Origin of the sequence: Chroogloeocystis siderophila 5.2 s.c.1, from assembly GCF_001904655.1 — a bacterium.
In the GTDB taxonomy this organism is placed as follows: Bacteria; Cyanobacteriota; Cyanobacteriia; order Cyanobacteriales; family Chroococcidiopsidaceae; genus Chroogloeocystis; species Chroogloeocystis siderophila.
On sequence record NZ_MRCC01000003.1, the window covers coordinates 219535 to 231845 of the forward strand.

The 12311-nt window shown below is 42.3% G+C and carries 10 protein-coding genes; 8 read left to right on the forward strand and 2 right to left on the reverse strand.

Going from position 1 to position 12311, the window contains the following annotated elements:
• The first annotated feature begins 145 nt into the window (after positions 1–145).
• The 8 genes from NIES1031_RS04405 to NIES1031_RS04440 all read left to right on the forward strand — a co-directional run bounded on the left by NIES1031_RS04405 (position 146) and on the right by NIES1031_RS04440 (position 9073).
• The gene (locus tag NIES1031_RS04405) at positions 146–1210 is read left to right on the forward strand and encodes an aspartate-semialdehyde dehydrogenase (protein ID WP_073548282.1); all 1065 of its coding nucleotides are present in this window, start codon (positions 146–148) and stop codon (positions 1208–1210) included.
• A 48-nt stretch (positions 1211–1258) separates the two neighbouring features.
• Complete coding sequence (gene dapA, locus NIES1031_RS04410; protein ID WP_073548283.1) at positions 1259–2143, forward strand: 4-hydroxy-tetrahydrodipicolinate synthase; 885 nt, start codon at positions 1259–1261, stop codon at positions 2141–2143.
• 157 nt (positions 2144–2300) lie between these two features.
• The gene (locus NIES1031_RS04415) at positions 2301–4064 is read left to right on the forward strand and encodes a ribonuclease J (protein ID WP_073548284.1); all 1764 of its coding nucleotides are present in this window, start codon (positions 2301–2303) and stop codon (positions 4062–4064) included.
• A 952-nt stretch (positions 4065–5016) separates the two neighbouring features.
• Positions 5017–5388 (forward strand): Mo-dependent nitrogenase C-terminal domain-containing protein, encoded by a 372-nt coding sequence (locus NIES1031_RS04420; protein WP_073548285.1) that lies wholly within the window; start codon positions 5017–5019, stop codon positions 5386–5388.
• 489 nt (positions 5389–5877) lie between these two features.
• Complete coding sequence (locus NIES1031_RS04425; RefSeq protein ID WP_236738718.1) at positions 5878–6900, forward strand: aldo/keto reductase; 1023 nt, start codon at positions 5878–5880, stop codon at positions 6898–6900.
• A gap of 194 nt (positions 6901–7094) precedes the next feature.
• Positions 7095–7958, forward strand: coding sequence for a hypothetical protein (locus NIES1031_RS04430; protein WP_143167697.1), 864 nt, complete (start codon positions 7095–7097; stop codon positions 7956–7958).
• Between the two features lie 176 nt (positions 7959–8134).
• Entirely contained in the window at positions 8135–8311 is a 177-nt protein-coding gene (gene rpmF / locus NIES1031_RS04435; RefSeq protein WP_015186934.1) for a 50S ribosomal protein L32, read from the forward strand.
• Between the two features lie 156 nt (positions 8312–8467).
• On the forward strand, positions 8468–9073 hold the full coding sequence (locus tag NIES1031_RS04440; RefSeq protein ID WP_073548287.1) for a sulfite oxidase-like oxidoreductase: 606 nt from the start codon (positions 8468–8470) through the stop codon (positions 9071–9073).
• A gap of 64 nt (positions 9074–9137) precedes the next feature.
• Here the strand turns inward: NIES1031_RS04440 and NIES1031_RS04445 are convergent, their stop codons facing one another.
• The gene (locus tag NIES1031_RS04445; protein ID WP_073548288.1) at positions 9138–10514 is read right to left on the reverse strand and encodes an aldehyde dehydrogenase; all 1377 of its coding nucleotides are present in this window, start codon (positions 10512–10514) and stop codon (positions 9138–9140) included.
• A gap of 253 nt (positions 10515–10767) precedes the next feature.
• Positions 10768–11877 (reverse strand): ATP-binding response regulator, encoded by a 1110-nt coding sequence (locus tag NIES1031_RS04450; protein WP_073548289.1) that lies wholly within the window; start codon positions 11875–11877, stop codon positions 10768–10770.
• Positions 11878–12311 lie beyond the last annotated feature (434 nt).

The following is a 12311-nucleotide window of genomic DNA, read 5'->3' on the forward strand; positions in this document are numbered from 1 at the left end:
GTCTACATATAGTAATTTTTTATTGTTAGTTGGGAAAACTAATATCTCCAATAAAAACTGATAAGGGATAAACCTGAAATTAGAAAAAGTGTATAGCACTCTTTATAAAGATAAGTTAATTAAATAAGCCGGCTAAGGAGGACATTTGTCAAAATCATATCGTATTGCTATTTTAGGCGCGACAGGTGCTGTTGGTGCAGAGCTACTAGATTTACTAGCTAGTAGAAACTTCCCCGTCGCTAGCTTAAAGCTTTTAGCATCTCCTCGAAGTGCAGGTAAGAGTTTGCCGTTTCAAGGAGAAAACATTGTTGTAGAAGCAGTCAGCGATCGCGCATTTGATAACGTAGATATCGTTTTGGCATCAGCAGGCGGTTCTACTGCCAAAGCATGGGCAGCAAAAGCCGTTGCGGCGGGTGCGGTTGTGATTGATAATTCCAGCGCTTTTCGTATGGAACCACACGTTCCCTTAGTCGTTCCCGAAGTCAATCCCCAAGCGGCTGCTCGTCATCAAGGAATCATTGCTAATCCCAATTGTACGACTATTCTCATGACTGTCGCAGTTTGGCCATTACACCAAGTCAAGCGCGTACAGCGCATTGTTGCAGCCACTTATCAATCTGCCAGTGGTGCTGGGGCTAGAGCAATGGAAGAAGTAAAAATCCAAGCGCAGGCGATCTTAAATGGAGAAACACCAGTCGCTGAGATTTTGCCTTATCCGTTAGCTTTCAACTTGTTTCCGCACAATTCCCCGCTAAATGACTTGGGATACTGCGAGGAAGAAATGAAAATGGTCAACGAAACTCGTAAGATTTTTAATGACCAAAACATTCGAGTCACAGCAACTTGTGTTCGGGTTCCCGTCTTGCGCGCGCACTCAGAAGCAATAAACTTAGAATTTGAGACACCGATGAGTGTCCAAGAAGCAAAAGAAATTCTGCAAAACGCTCCTGGAGTGCAAATTATCGAAGACTGGCAAGCCAACCATTTCCCCATGCCAATTGAGGCGACAGGTCGCGACCCCGTTCTGGTTGGGCGTATTCGCCAAGATATTTCGCATCCACACGGCTTAGAAATATGGCTTTGTGGCGACCAAATCCGCAAAGGCGCAGCTTTAAATGCGGTACAGATTGCCGAAGTGTTGATCGAAAAAAACTGGTTACAACCAGCAACATCTGAAAATCAACTATCAGCAACAAGTAATCGTGGGTAATAGTTAATAATACATAGGTGCTAACCGCTACGAATGAGGAGTTGAAGGGTGATAGATTTTGGACGAGTTGTAACCGCGATGATTACGCCATTTACAGAAGATGGCAGCGTCAATTATGCTGTAGCGGAGCAACTAGCAGTGTATCTGGCTGGAAACGGGACAGATACGATAGTCGTCTGTGGGACAACTGGCGAATCACCCACACTTTCTTGGGATGAAGAGTACGAGTTATTTCAAGTCATCCTCAAAGCCGTAGCGGGAAAAGCTTTGGTAATGGCAGGAACAGGGTCGAATTCGACAAAAGAAGCGATCGCAGCTACGCAAAAAGCCGCTAAAATAGGAGTACATGGATCTTTACAAATTGTTCCTTACTACAATAAGCCACCACAAGCTGGTATCTATCAACACTTTAAGGCGATCGCCTCTTCTTGTCCTGAAATACCAATTATTTTGTATAACGTGCCCGGGCGCACTGGCATCAATGTCCATCCTGATACAGTAGCGCGGTTGGCGGAGATAGAAAACATAGTAGGGATCAAAGAATCAAGTGGTAATCTTGACCAAGCCAGTGAAATTCGCCGGATAACTCCCAGTGAATTCAAACTATACTCAGGTGATGATTCCTTGACATTACCGTTATTATCAGTTGGTGGTAGCGGTGTAGTGAGTGTTGCAAGTCATTTGGTAGGCACGCAGCTACAAAGTATGATTCAAGCTTTTACATCAGGGCAAATTCAAAAAGCAACTCAAATTCATTTGAAACTTTTTCCACTATTCAAAGCTCTATTTACGACAACTAATCCAATTCCTATAAAAGCAGCGCTTAGACTTCAAGGATGGGAAGTTGGTTCAACACGCTTACCGCTTTATGAAGAAGTGGATGAAGTTAGTCAAAAACTCAAAACGATACTTATAGAAACAGGTATTTTGTGATTTCATCTTTGAAAACTAAATAAAATTTGAGTTCGATAAAAATATATTGGCACCTAGAAAATGCAATTTCATTGTGTTTTCTAAGGTTTTATTAAAACTTAAATAGCAAAAATCTCATTGCTTTTTTAGGAAAAACTCACACGTAAAATTGGGAAATATGAGCAACAACGAATCAGCAGCAGTAAAAATTATTCCCCTGGGTGGGCTACATGAAATTGGGAAAAACACTTGTGTCTTTGAATATGATGATGAAATCATTCTGTTAGATGCAGGGCTAGCCTTTCCTACCGATGAAATGCATGGCGTCAATATTGTGCTGCCAGACATGACGTATCTGCGGGAAAATCGCCATAAGATCAAAGGCATGATTGTGACCCACGGTCATGAAGATCATATCGGGGGAATTGCCTTTCACCTTAAGCAATTTGAAATTCCTGTCATTTATGGTCCCCGCTTAGCAATGACAATGCTAGAGGGTAAACTTGAAGAAGCAGGAGTTCGCGATCGCACTGAACTTAGAAGCGTGCGCCCCCGCGATGTTGTGCGCCTAGGTTCCTCATTTTTAGTCGAGTTTATCCGCAATACGCACTCAATTGCTGATAGCTTTACGGTCGCAATTCATACGCCGGTAGGTGCGATCATTCATACAGGCGACTTCAAAATTGACCATACTCCAGTAGATGGCGAATTCTTCGATTTACACCGTTTAGCAGAACATGGGGAAAAAGGAGTTCTCTGCTTAATTAGCGACTCGACTAATTCAGAAGTTCCTGGACACACGCCTTCAGAACGCTCGGTTTATCCTAATTTAGACCGCATTTTTAGCCAAGCATCAGGGCGACTTTTAATCACAACTTTTGCTTCCTCGGTACATCGAATCAACATGATTTTAGAGTTGGCGAAGAAGCATAAGCGTGTTGTCTCAGTCGTTGGGCGTTCGATGCTGAATGTGATTGCTCATGCGCGGAACTTAGGCTATATCAAATGCGAAGATGAGCTTTTACAACCGTTGCACGTTGTGCGATCGCTTCCTGACGAGCAAGTACTCATTCTCACGACCGGTTCTCAAGGCGAGCCAATGTCAGCCTTAACGCGAATCTCTAAGGGCGAACATTCACAACTGCGTATTCGTGAGGGCGATACCGTCGTCTTCTCAGCTAACCCAATTCCAGGCAATACAATTGCGGTTGTGAATACTATAGACCGCCTGATGATGCAAGGAGCAAAAGTTGTTTATGGTAAAGAGAAGGGAATCCATGTTTCGGGTCACGGTTGTCAGGAAGACCAAAAGCTGATGATAGCGCTGACTAAACCAAAGTTCTTCTTACCCGTACACGGCGAGTATCGGATGCTAACGAAGCACGCCGAAACCGCACAAAGCATGGGAATCCCCCCAGAAAACATGGTCATTATTCGTAACGGCGATGTTGTTGAAGTTTCCCAAGACTCGATTCAAATCGCAGGTAAAGTCCCAGCAGGAATCGAGTTAGTCGATACGTCCGGTTCTGGAATGGTTAGTGGTACAGTTCTTAAAGAGCGCCAGCAGCTTGCAGAAGAAGGAATTGTTACCATCGCCGCCGCCGTAGACTGGAATGGAAAATTGATGATCAAACCCGAAATTCACCTACGCGGTGTAGTGATCTCAATTGAGCGATCGCTACTGCAAAAATGGGTACAAGAGCGTATCGAAAATTTCCTACACTATCGTTGGTCAGACTTTGCGCCAGCAACTAATGGGGAACAACCCGAAGTCGATTGGGCGGGACTTCAAGGACAACTCGAACGCGAACTTTATCGCGAAATCCGGCGCGAACTTCAGTGTCAGCCGTCTGTCACCTTATTACTACAAACTCCTGACGAACCTACGAAAGTTGCTGATGGTAGACGTCGCCGCCGTACTGCTGCGCAAGTAGCCTCATAATTAATTTGTTGCTGGCAATTTGAAAAGCAGATTCAGCGTTTGAGGCTTCTCGCCCCCTAAATCCACGCCACGTGCTACAACAGAGGACACTCCCAAGGGCGCAGTGGCTCCCCACTTGTGGGGGACTTAAAGTAGAGTGGGTTAGAAGTCTCCAATTTTGGGGTTTGGGGGCTGAATTCAGAATTTTAAATAATCAGTCATACCTGTCAACGAGTGTTTTTCCGGCTTCTGTGTATTATGGGAGGGAAGCTAGTTAATTTGTGCTAGTCGTACGTTATTGAGAATATACTAATAGTCAATTGGCTTAAGACATAATGGAAGATCAATTCCATTGTCTTGGAAACTCCCCGATGACGGAGGACAGTGCGCCCTTGGGAGTGTCCCTCGTTAAGTGCAACTGTCTGTGAGGACGTCTCTGGACGGTTTTTTACTGATGCAACTCGCTTTGAATTCTGACCTCTGACCCCTACTTTATGTGTGAATTTACTGAACTACGCGTTTATGTGCTTCAACAAAGTTCAGTAATGCTTCCCATTTTATTTGGAAATAAATTAGCGAAGATGATTGCAGTTGCAAGTTAAGCTTCTATAGAAAAAATCCTCCTTATGCATGAGTGCATCTACTTTTATTTTCTTCAATCTTTCTAGCTATGTATGTTTAACAATTATCTGTATTTCTGCCGTGAATTAACATTATCTACTCACTATCATTTTTAACTTCATTAAATTTTTAACTATAGCAAGTTACAAACAAGATCAGCTAAGTAGTCTTACAGACAAGCAATATTTTTAGTTAATGTGAACGTTATAGAGAAACGTTTCTCAATTGATTGCGTCAATATATATCAGCCTGCATCTTAATTTAAAGCAGGACGATTCCGATATCGCTGATTAGCGTCTTGTAGATCTGAATTAGAAGTTCAATTTGCCTCGCGGTTTTTGAGGAGTGAACGATGAATGTATCTGAGTACACAACAAAAATTTTACTTTCTAGCTGGGTAGGAATTGACCAAGCAATTGCTGCCAATAGCCCTAGCCAACCGTTACAACAACCTGGCGGTACGTCTAAGTTTGATATTTTGCAACCGCTACGTCAATGGGTTAATACGATCAACGTTGGCGATCGCAAATTTGCTCACCGTTTGTGTCAATTGATTCCTGCACAGTGTCCTTTTGAGCGTGATTTAAAACTTTTTGGTCGCACACTTCACATTCCGCCAATGTGTAAGCTAAATCCACTTTATGAAGAAGTTGTGGGTTTGCGCTTTCGGGCGTTGTGCTACTTAGCTGACGAGTGTGGCGAAGATATCACAGCTTATTGTTAAATAGTCGAGTTCTAGCTTGGTAAAACAGTCCTGACATTACGGCTTCTAGTAGCTAAGCCGATGATTGACTTTCTCAATTTCGAGCGTGAAACTTCTTCATCCCTGACCTTTTTTACTCTTTCTTAATTTACAGCGTCCAAAAACTTAATTTTGTAGACTCACTGGGCTTATTCGTTGATTTCAGTGAGTTTTTTATCGTTAATAGCAGATCTACTCACTAGGAAATATACGACTTCTATTTTTTTTATGACTTACGCAATCTTAGCGTTTTAATTCAGAACCAAGACTTGGGGGGCTTCCCCCCATTCCCCCCATCGGGGGACGCAACCGTCCCCCAAACCCCCTCCAAAAACGGCTACTCATAAAGTAGCGATTGTTTGGGGTAGCTGTTGCGTAAGTCCTGTTTTTCTAACAAGTGATTATGCGATCACTGTAATGCATTATGGCACGATGGAGACTGCCCTCATAATTATTTAGGAATCCTTGATTGTGACTATTTTACCGACATCGAGCAGACTGCAATTGACTGAAGATTTAAATATTTGCCGCATTTTGAATGGGATGTGGCAAGTTTCTGGCGCGCATGGGCGAATTAACCCTCAAGTTGCGATTCAGAATATGTTCGAGTATAAAGATGCAGGCTTCACGACTTGGGATTTAGCAGATCATTACGGTCCTGCTGAAGATTTTATCGGTGAGTTTCGGCGACAGCTTGCAGCTAAATACGGCAAAGCTGCGTTATCTGAAATACAGGCTTTTACGAAATGGGTTCCTAGACCTGGTAGAATGACAAAAAAAATCGTCGCCGAAAACATTGATATCTCGCGTCGCCGGATGGATACCGAAACGTTAGACCTTTTGCAATTTCATTGGTGGGAATACCGCGATCGCAGCTATCTAGACGCGCTAAAGTACATGACAGAACTTCAGGGAGAAGGCAAGATTAAGCACCTAGCTCTCACAAACTTTGATACCGAACATCTAGAGATAATCATTCAAAACGGTATCAATATCATATCAAATCAAGTGCAATATTCTTTGATTGACCGTCGTCCTCAAGTGTGTATGAGTTCGTATTGCCAGCAGCATCATGTACAACTATTTGCTTATGGTTCGCTCTGCGGCGGTTTTTTGTCGGAAAGATATTTAGGTAAATCAGAACCACGCGGCGGTGAACTCAATACCGTCAGTTTGCGAAAGTACAAAAATATGATTGATGCTTGGGGTGGATGGCAATTATTTCAAGATTTACTCACAACACTAAAGTCGATTGCAGAAAAACACGCTGTCAGCATCCCAAATATCGCAGTTCGTTATGTTTTAGAACAGCCTGCCGTCGCTGGTGTCATTGTTGGCGCACGACTGAGCATTTCTCAGCATATCGAGGATAATGCTGCTGTTTTTGGTTTTGCGTTGGATACAACCGATTATCAACAAATCGAGACAATTCTCGCGAAGTCACGCAACCTTTACCAACTTATCGGTGACTGCGGCGACGAATACCGCCGCTAAAGGCGAAAAATAAAAGCAAGACAATAATTCTAGCGCACAAAAAATAAATTTCATCTGACATAGGACAGATTTTTTTCAAAAAAGTTGCCACAAATCTGAAATAATCAGTTATATTTGACGACAAAATTTAACATTCAAGGCAAGGCTAAGCCCTAGGCTTGTCGAGTCAGGTGTTTATTTAAGGAGATGCGGTAATGATGTATTTTTACCATCAGCCCTCAAAGAAAACTCAATCTACCTGCGACAACTGGACAAAGTATCACAAAGTTGCTGCGAATGTAAGCCGGATTGTGACATTAGCTGCATTAGTTGGACTAGGAGGGGAGGTTTTAGGAAATTTTCAAGCGATCGCACAAACAACACAACCGATTTCAACGACGCAAGTTACACCAGCGCGCATGAATCTTAAAGTTAATCGGCAGCCGCAGGAAAGCTACGAAAGTTTGATGAATCGGGCAGAAACTGTCGCCGTGACTGCGGTGAAACAACGCTTTAGTCAGGATCGACATACACCCGCAATATCAGTCATGATTGTTGCAGATAGTTACGGTGCGATCGCGCCTGTTTTGTCTCTAGAAATTAGCCGTAACGAATGGCAGTACAGTAAAGCAGAAACGAAAGACCAAATGAAATACTTCTCAACCGCAAAAATGCTGTTGGGATTTGATAGCGTTCCAGGAAACACAAATCAGCCGCAAACGACGACTACGGCGACTCCTGAAATCACGCCAGAAATGGAGCAAATAGATCGGTTCATTCGCGAGTCTGATAATAAACCAGCACAAACAATAGAAGAAATGCCTGAAGATGCAGGAATCGAAGCACCCGCGATCGTACCTGTAGAAACACCAACTCCTGAATTACCCACACTCATCCCTGGTGACGCTCCTGTTCCAGAGACAAGTAATAATACTACTCCGAATATAGTTCCAGTCAATAGCACAACAGATCCAAGTACCACACTGCAACCTAATAATCTAAATCCGAATGTGCCAACTTCACCAATACCAACAAATGATGCTTCGTTGGGGAATATTCCGGAAGTTAACCAAAACTAACTCGTCTTGCGATGCTATTTGGTGATTGAAGTATTGAATCAAAGACAGATTATTATATCAGGGTTGCCTACTTACTTTTGTAAATTGCGTGATTTAGAGGTTTTTGCCACAACACAACTGTGTAGTAGTATTCATGCTCTAGAATAGAAAGGTTGTGAAAAGCGGTGTAACGTATTATGGCTGTTCCTAAGAAGAAGACATCTAAATCGAAACGCGACCAAAGAAGAGCAACTTGGAGACGTAAAGCAGCAGTGGAAGCACAAAAAGCGCTGTCTTTAGGCAAATCAATTTTGACTGGACGCTCTACGTTTGTCTATCCTTCCAAGGAAGAAGAAACTGAAGACGAGGAATAGACACGCGTTGACTTGATTGTGACAAGTAGCAATAAGCGTTGTTAGGTAAATATCAAGATGATCAAAGCTTCAGCTTGAGGTTTTCTCCTGCCTATTTCAAGAGTTTTATCTCAAAATGAAGTTAAGTATATCTCACAACGTAATCTACCCAAGCAAATGCTAGGAAAATTTTTTCAAAAACCAGGAGGCGAACAAAGCGATCGCGTTCCACCTGGTCAGTATTTAACAAAAGGGTTTCCCGTCTTAACCTACGGTCAAACGCCCAAAATTGACTTAGAAGAATGGCGGTTTCGGGTATGGGGTCTAGCCAAACCGGCGACGTTTACTATGTCCGATTTTATGGCACTGCCACAACACGAATTTACTGCGGATTTTCATTGCGTAACGCGCTGGTCTAAACTCGATGTAAAGTGGACTGGCGTCAAGGTGACAGATTTTATGCAGTTAATCGAGGTTGACCCCAAAGCAATCCATGTGATGGAACACTGCTACGGAGGTTACACCACAAATCTTCCCTTGGAAGACTTTGTTCGTGAAGAAAACTTTTTTGCGCATACGCTATTTGGCGAACCGCTACCCGCAGAACATGGCGGTCCATTGCGGCTGGTTGTTCCGCATCTGTATGCTTGGAAAAGCGCTAAGTGGATCAACGGTTTGGAATTTCTCGACCATGAAGAGTCGGGCTTTTGGGAACGTAACGGCTATCACCGACGCGGCGAACCCTGGGCGGAAGAACGCTATAGTGGTTTCTTTGGGTTGTAAAGTTTCATAAGTAACAATCAGGGGAAGGAGTGATGTTTTAAACACCGACCCCTGACCTCTTCAACTAGCCGATTAACCGTTTGATTAAGTCTAGTTTACCTGCATAGGGCGCATAACGCCATTTTAAATCAAGCCAAAAAGATTTCTTTAAGACGCTTTTTTCATGCGATAACGTATCAAAACTCGCCTTACCGTGGTATCTTCCGATTCCGCTATCTCCGACACCACCAAACGGTAAAGATGAAACGCCAACTTGCATTACAGTGTCGTTAATACAAACACCGCCAGAAGAAGTTTCTTGTAAAACTCGCTGTTGAATATCCTTGTTGCGCGAAAACAAGTACAACGCTAAAGGTTTTGGCTTTTCGTTGATAATGGCGATCGCTTCGCTCAAATCGCTGTATTCGATAATTGGTAAAATTGGACCAAAAATTTCTTCTTGCATCACTGGCTTTTCCAGTGAGACGCGATCAATAATCGTTGGAGCAATATAAAAGTCACGCGAATTGGTAGTTCCTCCGGTAACGATTTCTCCATCGTGTAGTAATTCGGCTAAACGTGAAAATTGTTTTTGATTGACAATTCTGGCATAGTCAGAACTCTGTTGCGGATCTTCGCCATAAAATTCTTTGATAACTTTTTGTAAGCTATCAAGCAGTTGTGGCTTGATTTGACGATTGACTAAAAGATAATCGGGTGCAATGCACGTTTGTCCAGCGTTGATAAATTTACCCCAAGCTATTCTGCGCGCAGTATGTTCAAGATTAATATCGCTGTCTACAATGCAAGGACTTTTACCGCCTAATTCTAAAGTGACTGGTGTAAGATGTTTTGCGGCGGCTTCCATCACAATTTTACCGACGGCTGTACCACCTGTAAAAAAGATATGATCGAACTTTTCTGCTAGGAGTTGTTTACTAACATCAATACCGCCTTCTACTACCGCAATATAGGTTGGGTCAAAGTATTTCTGAACAATTTGTGAAACAACTGCTGAGGTGTTTGGCGCAATTTCAGAAGGCTTAACAATAACACAATTGCCAGCAGCGATCGCACCAATTAAAGGCGCTATGATTAACTGAAACGGGTAATTCCACGGACCAATAACTAAGACAACTCCTAATGGTTCGGGATAGATGTATCCAGTTCCAGGAAGTTGTTCGAGGGGAAGACGTACTTTCTTGGGCTTTACCCATGATTTAATATGTTTCAATGCATAATCAATTTCTCGTATAATGCTAATCTCTGTAGCATATGTTTCTAATTCTGGTTTATATAAATCTTTTTTGAGCGCCTTTACAATACTGTCTGTATTCTCTTGAATTGCTCGCTTTAGCGTTTTTAATTGTTCAATCCGAAACTCAACACTTTTTGTTTTCCCACTCTGGAAACAAATACGCTGTCTGCGGATAATGTCATTTATAGATAGTTCAGCAAGCATCGATATCCTCTGACTTTAAGCTTTTTATAATCTCTTAATATTTTTATTTTACAGGCTATTTTCAAGCCTGAACTTCTTGTTATTGATAAGCTAACTATATACTTAAGATAAATTGATTATGCTATTGATTTATGATTTCTAATTGACAAAGGGAGATTAATAGTTGTTTAAGTTAGCTGTAGCCAAGGGAACAATTTTATTATTTTAGTACCAGCTGGTATTTAAGCCAGCTAGTTAATTAGGAAGGAAATTATCACTGAATGTACTGAGCAATCGGTAAGTCAACGATAAACACACTACCTTGACCAGGCGTTGATTTAACATTGATCGTACCTTGGTGAGCTTCTACAATTCTACGTGAAAGGTAAAGTCCTAAACCGCTACCAGAACGTTTGTGGCTTCCTTGGCGAAATCTTTCAAATAAGGTCGCTTGTTCTTCTTGAGGAATACCTGTACCCGTGTCTGCAACTTCAACTGTAATGTATGCGTCTGAGTTTTCATTCTCAGACGGCTTCATCCGTACCTTTACCGAACCAGAGTCAGTAAACTTAATGGCATTTCCGACTAAGTTTGTAAATAAACGGTGAATTTCCAAGCGATCGCCAATCACTTTCAGGTTGACTGGCGCCTCCGCCTCAAACTGTAGAGGTAGGTTTTTTTCTTGCGCCAGCGGTTCTAATTCCTTCACAACCTCGGATAGTACCTCTTGCAAATTAACCGGCACGAAGTTTAAGACTTTACGATCTGCCTCAAAACGGTACACTTCTAATAAGGTATTCACCATTTGCAATAAGTTTTGATTACTACGTGCCATGGTCGTAATCGCTTCTTTCATCGTCGGTGAAAGTTCGCCTAATGCACCTTGTTGAAACAGCATCAGCATTCTATCTGCGGCGACTAAAGGAGTACGTAAATCGTGCGTTAGGCGCGAGACAAAATCTTCGCGTTGGCGGGCTATTTGGTCGCGCTCGTCTACACTGTGTTTTAGCCGTAATAGCGATCGCACGCGTGCCAATAATTCATCAACTTCCACAGGTTTACGAATGAAATCGTCTGCACCCATGTCTAATCCTTGGGCTACACTCGGCTGATCGTACGCTGTAATCAGCAAAATTGGGATAAATGGTAGTTGATTGTTACGGCGGATGCGTTGCGTCACCTCAAAACCATCCATTCCTGGCATCATTACATCAAGGAGTACCAAGTGTGGCGGCGACTGTTCAACGAGTCTTAACGCTGTAGGACCATCCTCAGCAGTGGAGATGTTATAGCCTTCTTCTTCCAGAATAGTTTGGATCAGAAAAACATTATCTGGAGAATCGTCTACAACAAGAATATTGTCACGAGAGGGTTGGAAAGACATGGAATAGAGATGTTTATACTTAAGTTAATTTTTATTAACAGCTTGCATCTGTATTATTTTTCCTCCTAACTGCGCGCTTGACCTCCTACCTACGAAGGATTATTTTTATACCAACTTGCTAGTAGATGATTTTGTTCAAATCCATTGATTGCTTAACTCAAGAGATTCACTACTATTCAAGTTAGTCATCAGCAGCAAAGCCATAGTACGCTCAAACAGCAGCTACAGATAAACAAAAGGATACAGCAGCTAATACGTGCAGAGCAAACTCGAACTGATGCTAGCTGTCTAATTTAATTGCTGCAATTTAGAAATTAACTTTATCTTTCTTGAGTGAAACTCCGATATCTGTAACCATCGGCAATCATTGACCAGATAGGTAAGGCACTATCCGTAATTCGATGTGTAGTAGATTTTTGATTAACGATTGTTCA

Bases quoted from the DNA above. Each gene is read 5' to 3' on its own strand.
- NIES1031_RS04450 (WP_073548289.1), bottom strand. From the start codon at position 11,877: ATGTCTTTCCAACCCTCTCGTGACAATATTCTTGTTGTAGACGATTCT.
- NIES1031_RS04415 (WP_073548284.1), top strand. From the start codon at position 2,301: ATGAGCAACAACGAATCAGCAGCAGTAAAAATTATTCCCCTGGGTGGG.
- NIES1031_RS04430 (WP_143167697.1), top strand. From the start codon at position 7,095: ATGATGTATTTTTACCATCAGCCCTCAAAGAAAACTCAATCTACCTGC.
- NIES1031_RS04420 (WP_073548285.1), top strand. From the start codon at position 5,017: ATGAATGTATCTGAGTACACAACAAAAATTTTACTTTCTAGCTGGGTA.
- rpmF (WP_015186934.1), top strand. From the start codon at position 8,135: ATGGCTGTTCCTAAGAAGAAGACATCTAAATCGAAACGCGACCAAAGA.
- NIES1031_RS04445 (WP_073548288.1), bottom strand. From the start codon at position 10,514: ATGCTTGCTGAACTATCTATAAATGACATTATCCGCAGACAGCGTATT.
- NIES1031_RS04440 (WP_073548287.1), top strand. From the start codon at position 8,468: ATGCTAGGAAAATTTTTTCAAAAACCAGGAGGCGAACAAAGCGATCGC.